Source organism: Mycobacterium sp. NPDC003449, from assembly GCF_053588415.1.
In genome coordinates, this window is sequence record NZ_JBSFPX010000144.1 from 1 (window position 1) to 20,144 (window position 20,144).

Annotated in this window: 19 protein-coding genes and 2 pseudogenes; 12 read left to right on the forward strand and 9 right to left on the reverse strand. The window is 69.7% G+C overall.

All coding sequences use genetic code 11. From position 1 onward, the window contains the following. Window positions 1-555: 555 nt before the first annotated feature. Window positions 556-1,650, reverse strand: a complete 1,095-nt coding sequence (gene trpD / locus ACWDTP_RS27990) for an anthranilate phosphoribosyltransferase (RefSeq protein ID WP_450025892.1) — start codon at window positions 1,648-1,650, stop codon at window positions 556-558. 122 nt (window positions 1,651-1,772) lie between these two features. Between trpD and ctaE the strand changes: the two genes are divergently transcribed. Genes ctaE through qcrB form a run of 4 tightly spaced genes read left to right on the forward strand, consistent with a single transcriptional unit; the run spans window position 1,773 to window position 6,032 of the window. Then, window positions 1,773-2,384 (forward strand): aa3-type cytochrome oxidase subunit III, encoded by a 612-nt coding sequence (gene ctaE / locus ACWDTP_RS27995; protein WP_450025894.1) that lies wholly within the window; start codon window positions 1,773-1,775, stop codon window positions 2,382-2,384. Window positions 2,385-2,404: 20 nt separating this feature from the next. Further along, on the forward strand, window positions 2,405-3,226 hold the full coding sequence (gene qcrC, locus ACWDTP_RS28000; protein WP_450025926.1) for a cytochrome bc1 complex diheme cytochrome c subunit: 822 nt from the start codon (window positions 2,405-2,407) through the stop codon (window positions 3,224-3,226). Next, entirely contained in the window at window positions 3,223-4,398 is a 1,176-nt protein-coding gene (gene qcrA, locus ACWDTP_RS28005) for a cytochrome bc1 complex Rieske iron-sulfur subunit (RefSeq protein WP_450025896.1), read from the forward strand. Before qcrC ends, qcrA begins: the two co-directional genes overlap by 4 nt. Further along, window positions 4,395-6,032 (forward strand): cytochrome bc1 complex cytochrome b subunit, encoded by a 1,638-nt coding sequence (qcrB, locus tag ACWDTP_RS28010; protein ID WP_450025898.1) that lies wholly within the window; start codon window positions 4,395-4,397, stop codon window positions 6,030-6,032. Before qcrA ends, qcrB begins: the two co-directional genes overlap by 4 nt. Window positions 6,033-6,171: 139 nt before the next feature. Here the strand turns inward: qcrB and ACWDTP_RS28015 are convergent, their stop codons facing one another. The 4 genes from ACWDTP_RS28015 to ctaC form a co-directional block, all read right to left on the reverse strand. Further along, window positions 6,172-6,735, reverse strand: a complete 564-nt coding sequence (locus ACWDTP_RS28015) for a DUF2561 family protein (RefSeq protein ID WP_450025900.1) — start codon at window positions 6,733-6,735, stop codon at window positions 6,172-6,174. Then, window positions 6,735-7,634: an MmpS family transport accessory protein gene (locus ACWDTP_RS28020; RefSeq protein ID WP_450025902.1), complete on the reverse strand. Its 900-nt coding sequence runs from the start codon at window positions 7,632-7,634 to the stop codon at window positions 6,735-6,737. Before ACWDTP_RS28020 ends, ACWDTP_RS28015 begins: the two co-directional genes overlap by 1 nt. Window positions 7,635-7,818: 184 nt before the next feature. After that, window positions 7,819-8,238 (reverse strand): cytochrome c oxidase subunit 4, encoded by a 420-nt coding sequence (locus tag ACWDTP_RS28025; protein WP_450025904.1) that lies wholly within the window; start codon window positions 8,236-8,238, stop codon window positions 7,819-7,821. A gap of 10 nt (window positions 8,239-8,248) precedes the next feature. Beyond that, window positions 8,249-9,256: an aa3-type cytochrome oxidase subunit II gene (ctaC, locus tag ACWDTP_RS28030; protein WP_450025928.1), complete on the reverse strand. Its 1,008-nt coding sequence runs from the start codon at window positions 9,254-9,256 to the stop codon at window positions 8,249-8,251. Window positions 9,257-9,487: 231 nt separating this feature from the next. Here ctaC and asnB point away from each other — a divergent pair, with 231 nt between their 5' ends. Then, window positions 9,488-11,455 (forward strand): asparagine synthase (glutamine-hydrolyzing), encoded by a 1,968-nt coding sequence (asnB, locus tag ACWDTP_RS28035; RefSeq protein WP_450025906.1) that lies wholly within the window; start codon window positions 9,488-9,490, stop codon window positions 11,453-11,455. A gap of 7 nt (window positions 11,456-11,462) precedes the next feature. On the opposite strand, the gene ACWDTP_RS28040 is transcribed toward asnB, so the two are convergent. Then, window positions 11,463-12,437, reverse strand: coding sequence for a carbohydrate kinase family protein (locus tag ACWDTP_RS28040; protein WP_450025908.1), 975 nt, complete (start codon window positions 12,435-12,437; stop codon window positions 11,463-11,465). Window positions 12,438-12,607: 170 nt separating this feature from the next. Here ACWDTP_RS28040 and ACWDTP_RS28045 point away from each other — a divergent pair, with 170 nt between their 5' ends. Then, window positions 12,608-13,228 (forward strand): Rv0361 family membrane protein, encoded by a 621-nt coding sequence (locus ACWDTP_RS28045; protein WP_450025910.1) that lies wholly within the window; start codon window positions 12,608-12,610, stop codon window positions 13,226-13,228. 28 nt (window positions 13,229-13,256) lie between these two features. On the opposite strand, the gene ACWDTP_RS28050 is transcribed toward ACWDTP_RS28045, so the two are convergent. Beyond that, window positions 13,257-13,610, reverse strand: coding sequence for a HesB/IscA family protein (locus tag ACWDTP_RS28050; protein WP_450025912.1), 354 nt, complete (start codon window positions 13,608-13,610; stop codon window positions 13,257-13,259). Between the two features lie 158 nt (window positions 13,611-13,768). On the opposite strand from ACWDTP_RS28050, the gene ACWDTP_RS28055 reads away from it, so the two are divergent. Genes ACWDTP_RS28055 through ACWDTP_RS28065 form a run of 3 tightly spaced genes read left to right on the forward strand, consistent with a single transcriptional unit; the run spans window position 13,769 to window position 16,241 of the window. Further along, window positions 13,769-14,461: a DUF3043 domain-containing protein gene (locus tag ACWDTP_RS28055; protein WP_450025914.1), complete on the forward strand. Its 693-nt coding sequence runs from the start codon at window positions 13,769-13,771 to the stop codon at window positions 14,459-14,461. Beyond that, window positions 14,458-15,519: a nicotinate-nucleotide--dimethylbenzimidazole phosphoribosyltransferase gene (gene cobT / locus ACWDTP_RS28060; RefSeq protein WP_450025916.1), complete on the forward strand. Its 1,062-nt coding sequence runs from the start codon at window positions 14,458-14,460 to the stop codon at window positions 15,517-15,519. Before ACWDTP_RS28055 ends, cobT begins: the two co-directional genes overlap by 4 nt. After that, window positions 15,516-16,241 (forward strand): adenosylcobinamide-GDP ribazoletransferase, encoded by a 726-nt coding sequence (locus ACWDTP_RS28065; protein ID WP_450025918.1) that lies wholly within the window; start codon window positions 15,516-15,518, stop codon window positions 16,239-16,241. Before cobT ends, ACWDTP_RS28065 begins: the two co-directional genes overlap by 4 nt. Here ACWDTP_RS28065 and ACWDTP_RS28070 read toward each other — a convergent pair. Together ACWDTP_RS28070 and gcvT are read right to left on the reverse strand one after the other, a co-directional pair. Then, the gene (locus ACWDTP_RS28070; RefSeq protein WP_450025920.1) at window positions 16,238-17,344 is read right to left on the reverse strand and encodes a branched-chain amino acid aminotransferase; all 1,107 of its coding nucleotides are present in this window, start codon (window positions 17,342-17,344) and stop codon (window positions 16,238-16,240) included. The genes ACWDTP_RS28065 and ACWDTP_RS28070 overlap by 4 nt on opposite strands. Window positions 17,345-17,366: 22 nt before the next feature. Further along, on the reverse strand, window positions 17,367-18,476 hold the full coding sequence (gene gcvT / locus ACWDTP_RS28075; protein ID WP_450025922.1) for a glycine cleavage system aminomethyltransferase GcvT: 1,110 nt from the start codon (window positions 18,474-18,476) through the stop codon (window positions 17,367-17,369). 54 nt (window positions 18,477-18,530) lie between these two features. Between gcvT and ACWDTP_RS28080 the strand changes: the two genes are divergently transcribed. The 3 genes and pseudogenes from ACWDTP_RS28080 to ACWDTP_RS28090 form a co-directional block, all read left to right on the forward strand. Next, a complete protein-coding gene (locus tag ACWDTP_RS28080) occupies window positions 18,531-19,622 on the forward strand; it encodes an adenylate/guanylate cyclase domain-containing protein (RefSeq protein WP_450025924.1) in 1,092 nt (363 codons plus the stop codon). A gap of 10 nt (window positions 19,623-19,632) precedes the next feature. Continuing rightward, a pseudogene (locus ACWDTP_RS28085) lies at window positions 19,633-20,058 on the forward strand (M17 family peptidase N-terminal domain-containing protein); the annotation flags it as partial. A 1-nt stretch (window position 20,059) separates the two neighbouring features. Next, window positions 20,060-20,144 (forward strand): annotated as a pseudogene (locus ACWDTP_RS28090) (hypothetical protein); the annotation flags it as partial.

Genomic DNA, 20,144 nt, shown 5'->3' on the forward strand with positions numbered 1-20,144 from the left:
GCCGACTACGCGTCGGCGCCGCGCGCCGCGGCGGCCCTCGTCGACGGCGCCGACGGCACGGCCCTGGAGCACGCACTGGCCCACATCGCCGCGCTGGCCGCGGCCAACCGGTACGAGACGGCCGCCAGGATGCGCGACCACACCGCGGTCGCCATCGACGCGCTGTGGCGGGGGCAGCGGCTGTGTGCCCTGGCGGCGCTGCCCGAGCTGGTGGCCGCCCACGGCGATGGGGACGGCGGCTGGCATTTCGCGGTAATCCGGCACGGGCAGCTGGCCGGGGCGGGCAGCGCGGGCCGCGGGGTGCCGCCGATGCCGGTCGTCGACGCCATTCGGGCGGCCGCGCAGGTGGTGTTGCCGACGAGCGCACCCCTGGGCGGCGCGCTCGTCGAGGAGACCGCTCTCATCGCCCGCTGGCTGGCCCGCCCCGGGGTCCGGATCGTCCACACCGATGAGGGCACCGAGGCCGGCTATGCGTCGCCGATCGGCGCGGCGGGCCGGTTCGCGGAGTGGGCCGCGACGGCCCGCTCGGCGCGGCTGGCCGCCCACCAGGAGCCGTCAGAGCTGCTGGCCGAACCGCACCCAACGCGCGAGCAGCTTTTCGGCCGCGCCGGAGTCGATCGCCTCGGCGGCCCGGGCCAGGCCCGACTCCCAGGCCGGCGCCCACTGGGCGTCGCTGGCTAGCCCGGCGTGGGCGACCATCGCCCCGGCGGCGTTGAGCACCACGGCATCGCGCACCGGGCCCTTCGCGCCGCCCAGCACCGACCGCGCCCCCGCGGCGTTGGCCGCGGCGTCCCCGCCGACCAACTCGCCGATCTCGGCGCGCTGGAACCCGAACGCGGCCGGGTCGAACGTCAACCGTTCCATGGTGCCGGCCTGAACCCGCCAGATCGTGCTGGTGGTCGTGGTGGTCAGCTCGTCGAGACCGTCGTCGCCGTGCACCACCAGAACGCTGGAGCCGCGGGCGGCGTACACGCCGGCCATCACCTCCGCCAGGTCGGCCCAGGCGCAGCCGATCAGGCCGGCCCGAGGGGAGGCCGGATTGGTCAGCGGGCCGAGCAGATTGAAGACCGTCGGCACCCCGATCTCGCGGCGCACCACCGACGCGTGCCGATAGGACGGGTGGAACTGGGGCGCGAACGCGAACCCGATGCCCACCTCGGCCAGGCTGCGGGCCACATCGTCGGGCCCGAGATCGATCCGCACCCCCAGCGCCTCCAGGGTGTCCGCACCGCCGGACAGCGACGAGGCCGCCCGGTTGCCGTGTTTGACCACCGGGACGCCGCAGGCCGCCACGACGATCGCGGCCATGGTGGACAGGTTCACCGTGTTGGCGCCGTCGCCACCGGTACCCACGATGTCGACGGTGTCGGTGCCGATCTGGTCGGTCGGCACCCGGCGCGCGTGCGACAACATGATGTCGGCCAGCTCGCGCACCTCGCCCGAGGTGGGCCGTTTCATCTTCATCGCCACCGCGAACCCGGCGATCTGTGCGGGCGTCGCGACACCGGTCATGATCTGGTCCATGGCCCATGCGGCGTGGCCGTTGGGCAGGCTCTGACCCGTGGTGAGGCGGCCGAGGATCCGCGGCCAGGACGGCGCGCCCGCGAGTCCCGATGAGATCTGCGACGGCTGCGAGGTTCCTGTGTCCACCGCCGAATGCTATCGCCCGGGGGCTGGTGACCCCGGCCGCTCCGTGGTCACCGCGACACGGACACGCCCAATTGCTCGACCCGGGTGGAGTTCGACAACTACAAAGCGTCATACTTGCGGATGTGACGAGCGCTGTAGGGACCTCGGGAACCGCCATCACGTCGCGCGTGCATTCGCTGAACAGACCGAACATGGTCAGTGTCGGCACGATCGTGTGGCTTTCCAGCGAGTTGATGTTCTTCGCCGGCCTGTTCGCGATGTATTTCACGGCGCGCGCCCAAGCCGATGGCGACTGGCCACCACATCCGACCGAACTGAACCTGGCGCTGGCCGTACCGGTGACGCTGGTGCTGATCGCGTCGTCGTTCACCTGCCAGATGGGCGTGTTCGCGGCCGAGCGCGGCGACGTGTTCGGCCTGCGCCGCTGGTATGTCCTCACGTTCCTGATGGGCCTGTTCTTCGTCCTCGGCCAGGGGTACGAGTACATGCACCTGGTCGACCACGGCACCACGATTCCGGGCAGCGCCTACGGGTCGGTCTTCTACCTCGCCACCGGGTTCCACGGCCTGCACGTGATCGGCGGGCTGGTCGCCTTCATCTTCCTGCTGGCCCGCACGAAAATGAGCAAGTTCACGCCCGCGCAGGCCACGGCGGCGATAGTCGTCTCGTACTACTGGCACTTCGTCGACATCGTCTGGATTGCCCTGTTCGCCACCATCTACTTCGTAAGATGATCGGCTCGCCGATCGGTCCGATGAGAAGGAGCTCGATGACCAGCAAGTCGCGCCGTCGGCTACGTCGGCGATTGTCAGCAGGGCTACTGCTGTTGATCGGCCTCGGAGTCGCGGGGGGTGCTGCGGCCACGCTGACGCCGACACCGCAGGTCGCGGTCGCCGACGAATCGCAGTCGGCGCTGCTGCGCTCCGGTAAGCAGCTGTTCGACACCTCATGTGTGTCCTGCCACGGTGCCAACCTGCAGGGTGTGCCCGACCGCGGGCCGAGCCTGATCGGCACCGGCGAGGCCGCCGTCTACTTCCAGGTGTCCACCGGCCGGATGCCCGCGATGCGCGGCGAGGCGCAGGCCCCGCAGAAACCCCCGCACTTCGACGAGTCGCAGATCGATGCGCTCGGCGCCTACGTGCAGGCCAACGGTGGCGGCCCCACCCTGGTCCGCAACGATCACGGCGGCGTCGCCCAGGAATCGCTGATCGGCCCGGACGTGGCCCGCGGCGGCGACCTGTTCCGGCTCAACTGCGCGTCGTGCCACAACTTCACCGGTAAGGGCGGCGCGCTGTCCTCGGGTAAGTACGCACCCGATCTCAGCGATGCCGAACCGGCCCAGATCTACACCGCGATGTTGACCGGCCCGCAGAACATGCCCAAGTTCTCCGACCGCCAGCTCTCGCCCGAGGAGAAGCGCGACATCGTCGCCTACGTCCGGGAGTCGGCCGAGACGCCGACCTACGGCGGTTACGGCCTCGGCGGCTTCGGCCCGGCGCCGGAGGGCATGGCGATGTGGATCATCGGAATCGTTGCCGCCATTGGTGTGGCCATGTGGATCGGGGCACGGGCATGAGCGATAACACGCCGCAGGCCGCGGGCACTCCCAGCGATGCGGAACTCGCCGCGATGTCGCGGGAGGACCTGGTCGAACTCGGCGGCAAGATCGACGGTGTCGACACCATCTTCAAGGAGCCGCGCTGGCCGGTCGCAGGTACCAAGGCCGAGAAGCGCTCCGAGCGGACGGTCGCGTACTGGCTTGTGCTGGGCGGCCTCTCGGGCCTGGCCCTGCTGCTGATCTTCATCCTGTGGCCGTGGGAGTACAAGCCGTTCGGCTCCGATGGCGAGTTCATCTACTCGCTGGCCACCCCGCTGTACGGGCTGACCTTCGGCCTGTCGATCCTGTCCATCGGCGTCGGCGCGGTGCTGTTCCAGAAGAAGTTCATCCCCGAGGAGATCTCGGTCCAGGACCGCCACGACGGGCGGTCCTCGGATCTGCACCGCAGCACCGTCGCGGCCAACCTCACCGACGCCCTCGAGGGTTCGACGATCAAGCGGCGCAAGCTGGTCGGTCTTTCGCTGGGCATCGGGCTCGGCGCCTTCGGGGCGGGAACCGCGGTGGCCTTCATCGGTGGCCTGATCAAGAACCCGTGGAAACCCGTGGTCCCCACCGCCGACGGCAAGAAGGCCGTGCTGTGGACGTCGGGCTGGACGCCCCGGTTCCACGGCGAGACCATCTACCTGGCCAGGGCCACCGGCCTTCCGGGTGAGTCGCCGTTCGTCAAGATGCGGCCCGAGGACATCGACGCGGGCGGTATGGAGACGGTGTTCCCGTGGCGCGCATCGGACGGCGACGGCACCACCGTCGAGTCCGAGCATCACCTCACCGAGATCGCGATGGGTGTGCGCAACCCGGTCATGCTGATCCGGATCAAACCGGCCGACATGCACCGGGTGGTCAAGCGAAAAGGCCAGGAGAGCTTCAACTTCGGCGAGCTGTTCGCGTTCACCAAGGTCTGCTCGCACCTGGGCTGCCCGTCGTCGCTGTACGAGCAGCAGAGCTACCGCATCCTGTGCCCGTGCCACCAGTCTCAGTTCGACGCCTTGCATTTCGCAAAGCCCATATTCGGTCCGGCTGCGCGCGCGTTGGCGCAGCTGCCCATCACCATCGATAAAGACGGGTATCTGGTCGCCGGCGGCGACTTCATCGAGCCCGTCGGACCGGCATTCTGGGAGCGCAAATCATGAGCCCTGACCTTGCCAAGATCGCGGCGGCCCAAGGCGATGCGATCGATTCGCGGTACCACCCCTCCGCGGCGGTGCGGCGGCAGCTGAACAAGGTGTTCCCCACCCACTGGTCGTTCCTGTTGGGTGAGATCGCCCTGTACAGCTTCATCGTGCTGCTGATCACGGGCGTCTGGCTGACGCTGTTCTTCGACCCGTCGATGGCACACGTCACCTACGACGGTGTGTACCAACCCCTTCGAGGCGTCCAGATGTCTCGGGCCTACGAGTCCGCACTCGACATCAGCTTCGAGGTGCGCGGCGGCCTTTTCGTGCGGCAGATCCACCACTGGGCGGCACTGATGTTCGCCGCGGCGATCATGGTGCACCTGGCCCGCATCTTCTTCACCGGTGCGTTCCGCCGCCCGCGTGAGGCCAACTGGGTGATCGGATCGCTGCTGCTGATCCTGGCGATGTTCGAGGGCTACTTCGGCTACTCGCTGCCCGACGACCTGCTGTCGGGCATCGGGCTGCGGGCCGCGCTGTCCTCGATCACGCTGGGCATGCCGGTCATCGGAACCTGGCTGCACTGGGCGCTTTTCGGTGGCGACTTCCCCGGCGAGATCCTCATCCCGCGGCTGTACGCACTGCACATCCTGCTGATCCCCGGCATCATCCTGGCGCTGATCGGCGCCCACCTGGCGCTGGTGTGGTTCCAGAAGCACACCCAGTTCCCCGGCCCCGGCCGCACCGAGACCAACGTCGTCGGCGTGCGCGTCATGCCGGTGTTCGCGGTCAAGTCGGGTGCGTACTTCGCGATGATCACCGGCGTGCTCGGCCTGATGGGCGGTCTGCTGCAGATCAACCCGATCTGGAACCTGGGCCCCTACAAACCTTCTCAGGTGTCGGCGGGCAGCCAGCCCGACTTCTACATGATGTGGACCGAGGGTCTGGCGCGTATCTGGCCGGCCTGGGAGTTCTACCCGTTCGGCCACACCATCCCCGCGGTGGTCTGGGTCGCGGTGATCATGGGCCTGGTGTTCATGCTGCTGATCGCCTACCCGTTCATCGAGAAGAAGGTCACCGGCGACGACGCGCACCACAACCTGCTGCAGCGTCCGCGTGACGCACCGGTGCGCACCGCGATCGGCGCGATGGCGATCGCGTTCTACATGGTGCTGACCCTGGCGGCGATGAACGACATCATCGCGCTGAAGTTCCACATCTCGCTGAACGCGACCACGTGGATCGGCCGGATCGGCATGGTGGTGCTGCCCGGCATCGTGTACTACATCGCCTACCGGTGGGCGGTCTCGTTGCAGCGCAGCGACCGCGCGCTCCTCGAGCACGGCATCGAGACCGGCATCATCAAGCGGCTGCCGCACGGCGCCTACGTCGAGCTGCATCAGCCGCTGGGACCGGTCGACGATCACGGTCACCCGATCCCGCTGGAGTACCAGGGTGCCGCCCTGCCGAAGCGGATGAACAAGCTCGGCTCGGGTGGTGCACCGGGCACCGGCAGCTTCCTGTTCGCCGATCCGGCCGTCGAGCACGATGCGCTCACCGAGGCGGAGCACGCGTCCGAGCAGAAGGCGCTCACCGCCCTCAAGGAACATCAGGACCGGATCCACGAAAACGGGGAGACCAACGGTCACTGACCGGCTCCCCCAGTTTCCACCCGATCGCCGCAGCCTCTCCCCCGAGAGGGTGCGGCGATCGGCTTTTGGTCGGCAGGTGCGGCGGATTGCGAGGCGGATTGCGGGGGGCGGACCGGCCACCGGTCCGGCGCGCGAGTGACTACCCGGTCGGCGCGTCCAGCCGGCGCAGCGCCACCACCGGCAGCGCCACCATGCCGACGGTGACCAGACCGGCGACGCCGTAGCAGCACCAGGCGGCGATATCGCTCTCGGTGGCCATCAGGTAGGTGGCCAGTCCGATGGCCGCGGTGGCCACACCCATCGCACAGGTGACGGCCAGCGTGAACCGCAGCAGGAGCTGCTCGGCCACGGCCGTCGTGGCACCGTCCCGGCCGTACCGGCTCAACGTGGGGGCGCCCGGGTACACGCCCCTGCGCGCCGGGGCCGGCGCCGGACGTCGGGTGGGCCGCCGGTCGCCGGCCTGGGCCCTGGCCCGCAGCAGCAGCGGGATGGCCGCGGCGATCACCGCGACCGATATCCCGATGACCGTGTACAGCAGCCACGGCGTATCGGCCGCCTCGGCGCCCCGCGCGGTGCCGCGGCCGAGGTCGACCAGCGCGACGATGGCCGCCACGGCGGCGCCCAGCGCCACCAGCCAGGCCACCGCCGACGCACCGAGCAGGATGCGGTCGGTGTTGTCGAGGTCGTCCATCGGTCTGGTCATCAGCAGGCGGTCTGGGCCGAGTTGTTGGCGTTGGAGGACAGCACGGTTCCGTCGCTCGCGGTGATCGAGCAGTTGAGCCTGCTGACCAGGAACAGGCTGGACGCCTCGACCGAGCCGACGTCGGAGTTGGAGATCGGGGTCATGGTGAACGTCCATGGGATGTAGACGTTGCGCAGGGTGCGGCGGTTCCCGTTCCCGTCCACATAGGTGATCGTGATGATGTCGCCGGGCGCCTTCGTCCCGGTCACCGAGTAGGTGACCTGGCGCGGCCCGGCCCGCGTCGTCGTGGGGGGCGCGGGCGGTGCGGTCGTCTCCGGCGGTGGCGGCGGCGCCTGCTCACCGGGTGGTGGCGGCGCGGGGGCCGGGGCGGGCGGCGGCTCGGTGACCGTCACGGTCTCCGGCGGCGGCGGAGGCGGGGGTGCCTCGCTGCTGGGTGGCGGGGGCGGAGGGGGCGGCGGCGGTGTCGTGGTGGTGGTGATCTCGTCCTGCACCGGCGGCGCCGACGATGTCGTACTCGACTGTGGCGTCGCGAGATTGGAGGTGTCGTCGTCCCGGGTCACCAACACGGCCACCGACGCCACCAGCGCCACCGCGGCGATGATGGCGGTGACTCCGACCACCCACGGCCACTTCGGCGGCGGATGCTGGTCGACCAGCTCGGTGGCCGGGTCGTAGGTGTCGTAGTCGTAGAGCGCCACCTCGGCCGGTATGTAGGGCCCGCTGGTGAACTGTTCGGACTCGGGCGCCGAGTACGCCTGCGAATAGAACTCGGTCTCGCCGGTGTCGGGGTCGGTCCCCGCAACATGCGTGGGCTCCTCGGGCGCTGAGTGCCGCCCGGGCTGCTGCTCCGGCAAATCCGAACCGGTGCCATCCGGTTCCGGGGGATTCGGCCCGCTCATCTACGCCTATCCTTCTCGACTACTTCACTGCCGCGCGGGTCGGTGTCGATCGCGGATAACAGTGCCCCGGCAACATTACCCAACCGGGCGGCGTGGGTGAGTCCGGCGGTACCGCTGGCGAGCGAACTGGTGTCGCGATCGTGACCTTGGCCGGTCCGGACGACAGCATCGCCGATCGGCACGGTCAGTGCTTCTCGGGCCCCCAGTAGTACTCGAAGACCAGGCCCGCCGCGGTCACCAGGACGAAGCAGACGCCGGCGGCGATCAGCCACGGCAGCCACAGCGCGGCGCCGACGGCCGCGGTGGAGAAGGACAGCGCGATCATGATCGGCCACCAGCTGTGCGGGGCGTAGAAGCCCAGTTCACCGGCGCCGTCGCTGATCTCGGCGTCCTCGTAGTCCTCGGGGCGGGTGTCGAGCCTGCGGGCCACGAACCGGAAGAACGTCCCGGTGAGCAGGGTCAGCCCGGTGGTCAGCACCAGGGCGGTGGTTCCGGCCCACTCCACGCCGCCGTTGGCGAACATCGCGGTCAGCACGCCGTACACCACCGCGGAGAGTGCGAAGAACGCGGTCAGGATCTCGAACAGCCGGGCTTCAATATGCATGCGCTATCCCCTACTTGCTCGCCTGCGGTGCGGCACCGACCTGCTCACCGCGTCGCGTGTCGAACGGCTCGGTGGTCGTCGCCAGCGGCGGCTGGTTGATCGCGGCCAGGGCTTCGGCGTTCGTCTTACCCGCGTTGCGCTGGTCGATGTAGGCCTTGAAGTCGTTGGGCTCCACCACGCGAACCTCGAAGTTCATCATCGAGTGGTAGGTGCCGCACATCTCGGTGCAGCGTCCGACGAATGCCCCGGTCTGCTCGATCTTGCTGACCTGGAAGACGTTGTCGGAGTGGTTGGCCTCCGGGTCGGGCATCACATCGCGTTTGAACAGGAACTCCGGAACCCAGAAGCCGTGGATCACGTCGGCCGAGTTGAGGATGAACTCGACGCGCTTGTCGGCGGGCAGCACCAGCACCGGGATCTCGGTGGAGCTGCCCAGGGTCTCGATCTTGTCGAAGTTCAGGTAGGTGCGGTCCTCGGGGTTCATACCGCGCACCGCGCCGACGCGCTCCTCGCCGTGGGCGTCCTTACCCTCGGGCTTGGAGGTCATCGCGGCCTTGCGCTCGGGGTCGGCGCCGTCGTAGTTGAACGTGCCGTCGGCGTAGGCGACTTTCTGGTAACCGAACTTCCAGTTCCATTGGAAGGCGGTCACATCGATGACGACCTCGGGGTTGGGGTCCTTGTGCAGCATGCGCTCCTGCACCACCACGGTGAAGTAGAACAACACCGAGATGATCAGGAACGGGACCACCGTGAGCACCAGCTCCAGCGGCATGTTGTAGCCGAACTGGCGCGGCAGCTCGGTGTCGGTCTTCTTCTTGCGGTGGAACGCGCTCGACCAGAAGATCAACGCCCACACGATCGCACCGACCACGAACGACGCGATCACCGAGCCGATCCACAGCTCGCGGTTGAGTTTGCCCTCGGGCGTGATGCCGGTCGGCCAGCCCAACGCCAGAGCGTCGGTCCAGCTGCAGCCGCTCAGCAGTAACGCCGAGCCACCCAGGACCAATGACAACAACGCCGCTCGGGCTACCGCCTTATGCCCGCGAGGTGTCACGTGGCGCCTCCTAGATCGGTATTTCACGACCGCGAGCGGTCAGTTTGTGAGCGAATACTACGCAGCGTAGACCACGCCTGCGAGCGGGAGCGACGCGACTCGGGAATGTCGCTGCGAGCGGGAGCGACGCGACTCGGGGAATGGTTCCAGGTGCTGGTCGGCAGGCCCGCGGCGATTAGGCATACTGGCGCGGTGTGCGGACTCCTGGCCCTGGTAACCGACCCGTCCCGAGCCACCGAGGACGGGGGTCCCGCGGATACCGAATCGCGGCTGGTCGACGCGGTGGCCGGGGCATCGCATCTGATGCGGCACCGTGGCCCCGACGAACCGGGGACCTGGTGTGAGACCGGGGCCGACGATGCCACGGTGGTGCTGGGTTTCAACCGGCTGTCCATCATCGACATCGCCCACAGTCACCAGCCGTTGCGCTGGGGACCGGCCGACGCACCCGACCGCTACGTGCTGGTGTTCAACGGCGAGATCTACAACTACCTCGAACTCCGTGAGGAGTTGCGCGGTCTCGGTGCGCAATTTCACACCGACGGCGACGGTGAGGCCATCGTCGCGGCCTATCACTACTGGGGCGCCGACGCCCTGAGCCGGCTGCGCGGCATGTTCGCGTTCGCGCTGTGGGACACCCAGGAACGCGAGTTGTTCTGTGCTCGTGACCCGTTCGGCATCAAACCGCTGTTCATGGCGACCGGGCCGGGCGGCACCGCGGTGGGCAGCGAGAAGAAGTGCCTGCTCGATCTGGCCGACCAGCTGGGACTCGACCTCGACCTCGACGCGCGGGCCGTGCAGCACTACACGGTGCTGCAGTACGTGCCCGAGCCCGAGACTCTGCATCGCGGTATCCGCAGGCTGGAGTCGGGCAGCTACGCCCGGCTGCGTCCGGGCGGGCGCCCCGAGGTGAGCCGCTACTTCGTCCCGAAGTTCGCCGTCACCCCGTTCACGGCCGGGTCCGAACAGGCCCGCTACGACGAGATCACCGCGGTCCTGGAGGATTCGGTGGCCAAGCACATGCGCGCCGATGTGACGGTCGGCGCGTTCCTGTCCGGCGGGATCGATTCGACGGCGATCGCCGCGCTGGCGATGCGCCACAACCCACGGCTGATCACCTTCACCACCGGGTTCGAGCGGGAGGGATTCTCCGAGGTCGACGTCGCCGTCGCATCCGCGGAGGCGATCGGCGCCCGGCACGTCGCCAAGGTGGTCAGCCAGGCCGAGTTCGTCGAGGCGCTTCCCGAGATCGTCTGGTACCTCGACGAGCCGGTCGCCGATCCGGCGCTGGTGCCGCTGTTCTTCATCGCCCGCGAGGCCCGCAAGCACGTCAAGGTGGTGCTGTCCGGCGAGGGGGCCGACGAGCTGTTCGGCGGCTACACGATCTACCGGGAGCCGCTGTCGCTGCGGCCGTTCGACTATCTGCCGCGTCCGGTGCGTAAATCGCTGGGCAAGGCGGCCAAACCGCTTCCTGAGGGCATGCGCGGAAAAAGCCTGCTGCACCGCGGCTCGTTGACGCTGCAGGAGCGCTATTACGGCAACGCCCGCAGTTTCTCCGACGATCAGCTGCGCGCCGTGCTGCCCAGTTTCCGCGAGGACTGGACCCACGCCGATGTGACCGCCCCGGTGTACGCACAGTCGGCGGACTGGGATCCGGTGGCCCGCATGCAGCACATCGACCTGTTCACCTGGCTGCGCGGCGACATCCTGGTCAAGGCCGACAAGATGACCATGGCCAACTCGCTGGAGCTGCGGGTGCCGTTCCTGGATCCCGAGGTGTTCGCGGTCGCCTCCCGGCTGCCGGTCGAGGCCAAGATCACCCGCGCGACGACGAAGTTCGCGCTGCGCAAGGCGCTTGAGCCGATCATCCCCCCGCACGTGCTGCACCGGCCGAAGCTGGGTTTCCCGGTGCCGATCCGGCACTGGCTGCGCGCCGGCGAGCTGCTGGACTGGGCCTATGCCACGGTCGGGGCGTCACAGGCCGGCGAGTTCGTGGACCTCGGCGCGGTGCGCACCATGCTCGACGAGCACCGCGGCGGGGTGAGCGATCACAGCCGCAGGCTGTGGACGGTGCTGATCTTCATGCTGTGGCACGCGATCTTCGTCGAGCACAGCGTCACCCCGCAGATCGGCGAACCGCACTACCCGGTACAGCTTTAGGCGGCGCTCAGGCCAGGGCCGCGGCGATCTCGGCGCCGGCCTCGGCGCCGTAGGCGTCGGTCAGGCGCCGGACCGCCTCGTCGCGGTCGAAGCCCCATTCCTGCGGGCCCGGCGCCTCCAGCACCAGCACCGCGACCAGCGAGGCCAGCTGCGCCGAGCGCTCCAGGTTGAGCCCGGCGCTGCGGCCGGTCAGGAAGCCGGCGCGGAAGGCATCGCCGATGCCGGTCGGGTCGTCCTTGTGGGTTTCGGGCACGACGTCGACGTGCACGAACGTCCCGTCCCGGCCGACGATGTCGACGCCCTTCTCCCCCAGCGTCGTGACCCGCAGCTCGATCTGCTTCATCACCTCGGCCTCCGACCAACCGGACTTCTGCAGCAGCAGGTCCCATTCGTAGTCGTTGGTGAACAGGTAGGTGGCACCGTCGATGAGTTTGCGGATCTCGTCCCCGGACAGCCGGGCCAGCTGCTGGGAGGGATCGGCGGCGAAGGCCAGCCCAAGCTTGCGGCACTCCTCGGTGTGCAGGAACATCGCCTCGGGATCGTTGGCGCCGACGATGACCAGTTCGGGTTTACCGGCGCGGCCGACCAGATCGGCGAGTGCGATCTCGCGGGCCTGCGACATCGCGCCCGGGTAGAACGACGCGATCTGCGCCATGTCCTCGTCGGTGGTGCACACGAACCGCGCGGTATAGGCCGATGGGGACACCAGGACGCCGTCGCAGTCCACGCCGTGCGAGGTCAACCAGCCGCGGTAGTCGTCGAAGTCCTTGCCGACCGCGCCGACCAGCGCCACATCACCGCCGAGCACGCCGATCGCATACGCCATGTTCCCCGCGACGCCGCCGCGGTGGATGACCAGCTCGTCGACCAGGAAGCTCAGCGACACCTTCTGCAGATGGTCGGCCAGCAGCTGTTCGGAGAACTTGCCGGGAAACTTCATCAGATGGTCGGTCGCGATGGATCCGGTCACGGCGATGGTCACGAAGCGTCCCCTTCATTTGGTTAAGTCGGCTATGTAAGACTACGCGCGCCACCCGGGTGCGGGTGGCGCTCACGGTCCCCACTCGGCCGCTTGCGCTAACCTGCGTATAACCGTATGCCCGGTCACCGTAGACGGATGACCCACCTCCAGATCACCCGGGGAGCCTGTTAATGACTGGTACCTACCAGTACCCCGAATCCGTTCCGCCCCACCAGTATCCGGAGCAGATGCCGTCGGCTTATCCCGGCATGCTGCCGCCTCCGGTGCCCTACCCGAAGCGGCGTCGCTGGCCCAAGATCGCGGCCACCGTGCTCGTGGCGGTGGCGCTGGTCGCGGTGGCGGCCGTGGTGGTGGTCGCGGCCCGCCGGGCCGGCGACGAGCCCCGGGTGCTGTCCGACGACCAGGCCAAGGCCGCCGTCCAGGAGTATCTGACCGCGCTGACCTCAGGCGACGACGAGACGGTCGCCCGCCACACCCTGTGCGGGTTGTACGACGAGGTCAAGGAACGCCGGGCCGACCTGGCGGTCGCCGGCCTGGCCGGCGACGCCTTCCGCAAGCAGTTCAGCAGCGCCGAGGTGGTCAGCATCGACAAGATCGTGCCGTGGTCGACGACCCAGGCCCAGGTGCTGTTCACGATGAAGGTGGACCCGGCCAAGGGGTCGACCCGGGGCAGGCAGCGCCCGCCCAGCGAGGAACAGCAGGGAATCGCGCAGATCCTGGTCGAGAATCACGGCCCCGACCAGGAGGCGCTGGTGTGTTCGTACGTGCTACGAACCGGCGGTCAGTACTGACTCACGCGGCACCGCCCGCCCGCCCGGCTCAGTTGAAGGAGTCGCCGCAGGCGCAGGAGCCGGTGGCGTTCGGGTTGTCGATCGTGAAGCCCTGCTTCTCGATGGTGTCAACGAAGTCGATGGTGGCGCCCTGCACATACGGTGCGCTCATCCGGTCGACGGTGAGGGTGACGCCGCCGAACTCCGCGGTCAGATCGCCGTCGAGGGTCCGGTCGTCGAAGAACAGGTTGTAGCGCAGGCCCGCGCAACCACCCGGCTGTACGGCGATCCGCAGCGCCAGGTCGTCGCGGCCTTCCTGGTCCAGCAGCGCCTTCGCCTTGGCCGCGGCGGCCTCCGACAGGGTCACGCCGTGGGTTTCGGTGGTGGTCGCATTCGCGCTCATTAGTCTCCCTAAACATCGCTGGGCATCGCCGATGCCGAAATCCGCAGGAACACCCGGGCATGCCTAAGTGTCCACTACGTCAACGGTACCTCCTTCTGCCGCTATTCCCACCCATCCCAGGCCCGGACCTGGCGCCCGCACCCGCTAACCTGGCTGGCGTGAAGCTGCTGGGCCGCAAAAAGGACGACGACGGCGACAACGACGAGGCCACCGGGACCGACACCGCTCCCCGGGACGCCTCCGAGGATGCCGGCGTGGGTGACGGTGCCGCCACCACCGCCCCCAAGGGTCGTCCGACGCCCAAACGCAGCGAGGCCGCCAGGCGGCGCGGGCCGGTCGCACCCGCGCCGATGACCTCCTCGGAGGCCCGCAAGCGGCGCAAGGAGATGCGCGGGCCGAAGCTGTCCAAGGAGGAGCGCAAGGCCGAACGACTGACCCGGCGGGCCGATATGTCCGATCGCCGGGAACGGATGATGGCGGGTGAGGACGCCTACCTGCTGCCCCGCGACAAGGGGCCCGAGCGCCGCTATGTCCGCAATATCGTCGACGCCCGCCGCAATGCGCTCGGCCTGTTCATGCCGGCGGCACTCGCGATGATCTTCTTCATGCTGGCGCTGCCCGCGGTGCAGTTCCAGCAGATCCTGTCCTACGCGATGCTGGTGCTGGTCGTCGTCATGGCGATCGACGGGGTCATCGTCGGGCGCAAGGTGAACCGGATGGTCGACGAGAAGTTCCCCGGCAACACCGAGAGCGGTTGGAAGCTCGGGTTCTACGCCGCCAGCCGGGCCTCCCAGCTGCGCCGGATGCGGGCGCCGCGCCCGGTCGTCAACCGCGGCGACACGGTCTCTTGACGCCGGACGCCGCCTTCCCCCCGATCACCCCGCCCGACCCGGCGGTGGCCGCCGAGGCGCGTGAGCGCCAGGCCCGGCTGACCAAACCGCCCGGATCGCTGGGCCGGCTCGAAGAGCTCTCGGTGTGGGCGGCGGCCTGCCAGGGCAGCTGTCCGCCCCGCGGGTTGACCCGGCCGCGGATCGTGGTGTTCGCCGGGGACCACGGCGTCACCGCGGCGGGTGTCTCGGCGTTCCCGAGCGCGGTCACCGGCCAGATGGTGGCCAACTTCGAGGCCGGCGGCGCCGCGATCAACGTGCTGGCCGAGGTCGCGGGCGCATCGGTGCGGGTCGCCGATATCGCCGTCGACTGCCCGCAGCCGCGCTCCCCCGCCATCGGCGCCCACAAGGTGCGCCGCGGGTCGGGCAACATCGCGGTCGAGGACGCCATGACCGATGCGGAGACCGCGGCCGCAGTCACGGCGGGCCGGCGGATCGCCGACGAGGAGGTCGACGCCGGCGCCGATCTGCTGATCGCGGGCGATATGGGCATCGGCAACACCACCGCGGCGACCACGCTGATCGCGGCGCTCACCGGGGCCGAACCGGTCGCGGTGGTCGGGCGCGGCACCGGCATCGACGATCCGGGGTGGATGCGCAAGACCAGCGCCGTGCGCGATGCGCTCTACCGGGCCCGCCACGTGCTCGACGATCCGGCCGGGCTGCTGCGGGTGTGCGGCGGCCCGGATCTGGCCGCGATGGCCGGGTTCTGCGCCCAGGCCGCGGTGCGCCGGACCCCGGTGCTGCTCGACGGCGTGGTGGTGACGGCGGCGGCGCTGGTCGCCGACCTGATGGCGCCGGGCGCCAGGGCCTGGTGGCAGGCCGGGCACCGCTCCACCGAACCCGCCCACACGCTGGCGCTGAACCGCCTTGCGCTCGATCCGATCGTCGATCTCGGCATGCGGCTTGGTGAGGGCACCGGCGCGGCGATCGCCCTGCCGATCCTGCGGGCCGGGATCGCCACGCTGACCTCGATGGCCACTTTCGACGAGGCCGGGATCGCCGAAGACACCACTCCGTGATCGGCTCCGTCGCTTCGGCTTTCGCGTTCGGCACGGTGTTGCCGGTGCGGTCGCGGGCGGCGCTGGGCCGGGGCACCCTGACCGCGCTGCCGCTGGTCGGCCTGGCCCTGGGCGGGCTGGCCGCCGGCGTGCTGGCGGCAGGCCAGTGGGCGTTCGCCGCGGGCAATCCCCTACCCGGCCTGCTTGCCGTCGCGGTGCTGCTGGCGGCCACCCGCGGCCTGCACATCGACGGGTTCTGCGACACCGTCGACGCCCTTGGCTGCTACGGCCCACCGGATCGGGCGCTGCAGGTGATGCGCGAGGGTTCGGCGGGGCCGTTCGGCGTCGCGGCGGTGGTGGTGACCATCGCCGCCCAGGCGTTCGCGTTCACCCAGCTGGGCCCGGTGGCGGTGATCACCGCGGTGACGGCGGGCCGGGTGGCGGCGCTGGCGGCGTGCCGGCGGTCGGTTCCCGCGGCGCCGGGCAGCTCGCTGGGTGCCGCGGTGGCCGCCACCCAGCCGGCGGTCGTGGTCGCGGGTTGGCTGGCCGCCGTCACCGTGCTCGCGGCATGGGCGGACCCGCGGATGTGGCAGGGCCCCGTCGTCGTCCTGATCGCGGTCGGCGCGTCGGTGGTCCTGGTCGGACACTGCGTGCGGCGTTTCGGCGGCATCACCGGCGATGTGCTCGGGGCCGCCGTCGAGGTGACGACGACGCTCACCGCCGTCGGTCTCGCGATCGGCTAGTTCAGCCGCGACATCCAGCCGTGGGTGTCGGCGAAGGTTCCGCGCTGAATCCCGGTCAGGGTGTCGCGCAGCGCCATGGTGATCTCGCCGGGCTGTCCTTCCGCGATGGTGAATTCGCCATCGCGGTGTTTGACGTGGGACACCGGGGTGATCACCGCGGCGGTACCGCACGCGAACACCTCGGTGATCTCGCCCGCGGCCGCCTTCTTCTGCCATTCGTCGACGTCGATCTTGCGTTCCTCGACCGCGAATCCGGCGTCGGTGGCCAACTGCAGCAACGAGTCCCGGGTGATGCCCGGTAGCAGCGAACCCGACAGCTCGGGGGTGACCAGGCGCGCCGAACCACCGCTGCCGAGCACGAAGAACAGGTTCATCCCGCCCATCTCCTCGACGTAGCGGCGTTCGATGGCGTCCAGCCACACCACCTGATCGCACCCGTTGTCGGCGGCCTGCGCCTGGGCCAGCAGTGAGGCCGCGTAGTTGCCGCCGAACTTGGCCGCGCCGGTACCGCCGGGTGAGGCCCGCACGTACTCGTGCGAGAGCCACACGCTGACCGGTTTGACGCCACCCTTGAAGTAGGCCCCCGCCGGCGATGCGATGGCCAGGTAGCGGTACTGGTCGGCCGGGCGGACCCCCAACCCCGGCTCGGTGGCGATGACGAACGGACGCAGGTACAGCGACGCCTCACCACCGGCCGCGGGCACCCATTGCGCATCGACGGCGATCAGCTGGCGCAGCGATTCCAGGAACGCCGCCTCGGGGAGTTCGGGGATGGCCAGCCGGCGGGCCGAGGTCCGCAACCGGGCGGCGTTGGCCTGCGGCCGGAACGACACGATGGAGCCGTCGGCCCAGCGGTAGGCCTTGAGCCCCTCGAAGATCTCCTGAGCGTAATGCAGCACGATCGCCGACGGATCCAGCTCGATCGGGCCGTACGGGATCACCCGCGCGTCGTGCCAGCCGCGTCCCTCGGTGTAATCGATCGACACCATGTGGTCGGTGTGGAATCTGCCGAACCCGGGGTCGGCGAGGATGCCGTCCCTTACCTCATCGCTTGCCGGTGACGTGTTGCGGGCAAGCTTGAATTCGAGGGGGCCTTCGGTCATACGGCGATTGTATAACCCGCGGCTAGCGAGTTTTGGCGTCCACAAAAGGTGGCTTGACGACCTCGCACTCCACGGCCCTGCCCCGGACGTCGACCGTGACGTGGGCACCGTCGGCGATGTCGTGGGCGGTGTCGAGCAACGCCAGTGCGATCCCGGCTTTCAAAGTGGGAGAGAAGGTTCCCGATGTGGTGACGCCGATCCGGGTGTCCCCCGCCCCCGGGCCGCCGAGCACCGCGAGGTCGGCGCGCAGCACCCCGCGGCCGAGCGCCCTGAGCCCGCGCAGCACCCGCGCGGGCCCGGCCTGCTTCTCGGCCAGCAGCGCGTCGCGCCCCCAGAACGCGTCCTTCTTCCACCCGATCGCCCAGCCGCAGCGGGCCTGCAACGGCGAGATGTCCGGCGACAACTCGTGACCGTGCAGCGGGTAACCCATCTCGGTGCGCAGGGTGTCGCGGGCGCCGAGCCCGGCCGGCTCTCCCCCGGCGGCCCGCACGGCCCGCGCGAGCGCGTCGAACACCGGGCCCGCGCCGTCCCACGGCGGTAACAGCTCGTAGCCGTGTTCACCGGTATAGCCGGTGCGGCAGACCCGGATTCGGACGCCGTCGATCTCCCCGTCCGCGAAACCCATGTAGTCCATATCGGTGGGCAGCCCGAGCCCGTCGAGCACCTCTGCCGATTTCGGGCCCTGCACCGCCAGTACCGCATAGGAGCGGTGCTCGTCGGTGACGGCCAGGCCCGCGGGGGCGTGCCGCTGCAGCTCGGCGACCACGGCCGCGGTGTTGGCCGCGTTCGGCACCAGGAAGATCTCGTCGTCGGAGACGTAGTAGGCGATCAGATCATCGATCACTCCACCGGAGTCGGTGCAGCACAGGGTGTACTGCGCCTTTCCCGGGCCGATCCGGCCGAGGTCGTTGGTGAACGCGGAGTTGACGTAGGCGGCCGCGCCGGGCCCGCGCACCAGGGCCTTGCCGAGGTGGCTCACGTCGAACAGGCCGACGCTGGTGCGGGTGGCGGTGTGTTCGGCGACGGTGCCCGCATACGACACCGGCATCAGCCACCCGCCGAACTCGGCGAAGCTGGCCCCCAGCTCGCGGTGGCGGTCTTCCAGCGGTCCGTGCAGCAGGTCGTCACTCACGAGCTCACCCTAATCCGACCCCGGGTGGCGGTGGCGGACTGCCACACTTGGCGGGTGGTCGACTTCGACGCGCTCGAGGCCGCGGGGATCGCCGACGCCCGTGGGCGGGCCGCGCTGATCGCCTATCTCGACGGGCTCGGGTTCAGCACCGAGCAGATGGTCGACGCCGAGCGCCGGGACCGGCTGTTCGGGCTGGCCGGCGATGCCCTGCAGGCGACCGGGCCGCCGGTGCACAGCCTGACCTCGGCCGCGGCCGCTCTTGGCCTGCCGGTCGCCGACGTCGAACGCGCGTGGGCCGCCCTCGGCCTGACCGTGGCCGGTCCGGAGGTGCGGGCGCTGAGCCAGGCCGATGTGGACGGGCTGCGTACCTGGGCCGAGATGCGCGCGCTGCTCGGCGACGAGGCCGCGACGGGTCTGCTGCGGGTGATCGGCTCCGGTCTGGCCCGGATCTCGGAGGCCGAATCGTCGATGATCCGGACCGGTTCCCCCGAGATCCGGGTCGACCTGTCCGGCGATGAACTCGCGACGGCGCAGGCCTACCGCGCGGCCGCCGCGTTCATCCCGCGGATCGGGGCGATGATGGACGCCTTTCACCGCCACCACCTGATGAGCACCCGCACCTACTTCGAACACGTGGTCCGCGACGGTTCGGCGAATGTGTTGTGCGGCATAGGTTTCGCCGATCTGTCCGGATTCACCGCGCTGACCCAGATGCTCACCACCGCCGAGTTGACCCGGCTGCTCAACGAGTTCAGCGCGGTCACCGCCGATGTGGTGCACGCCGACGGCGGCCGGGTGGTCAAGTTCATCGGGGACGCCGTGATGTGGGTGAGCTCGACCCCGGAGCTCCTGGTCAAGGCCGCGGTCGACCTGGTGCGGCATCCGCGGGCCAGACAGGCCCACGTGCGGGTGCGGGCCGGCCTGGACTTCGGCACCGTGCTGGCCATCAGCGGCGACTACTTCGGCAATTCGGTGAACCTGGCGGCCCGGCTCGTCGAATCCGCCGAACCGGGGCAGGTGCTGGTCTCCACCGCGGTGCGCGATGCGCTGCCGGATCGGCCCGTCGTCGAGCAGGAGGCGCTCACGCTCAAAGGGTTCGACCGGCCGGTCCCGGCCTTTGCGCTCCGCCTCGACGGGGCTGACTAGTCTGAACCGGGTGAGCAGCGCACCCGGCTACCAGGCCCCCACCGTCACCGTCAGCTCGTCACTGCCCGGCAAGGGCAGCGCAGGCGCCGTCCTCGTCATCGGAGTGGCCGGCGGCGATTCCGGCCCCCGGGTCCTCGCCGACGCGCCCTACCTGGGCGACGATGCGCTGGCCGAGATCGAGTCCGGCCTGCGGGCGCTCGGCGCCACGGGCGGGGAGGGCCAGACCCACCGGCTGGTGGTCGGATCACTTCCGGTCGCGAGTGTGCTGGCCGTCGGTCTCGGCAAATCGGATGAGGAATGGTCCACCGACGCGATCCGCCGCGCGGCGGGTAACGCGGCCCGCGCGCTCGACAAGGCCACCAAGGTCGTCACCTCCCTGTCGGCGGTGTCGCCGGACGCGCTGGAGGCGGCCGTCGAGGGGCTGATCCTCGGCGCCTAACCCCGCGGAAGCAAAAACCGTTGTGAACAAAGCGGTTTCGTCGGCGCAGGCCCGTCTGGCCGCGCGCAAGGCCAGGGAGTTGG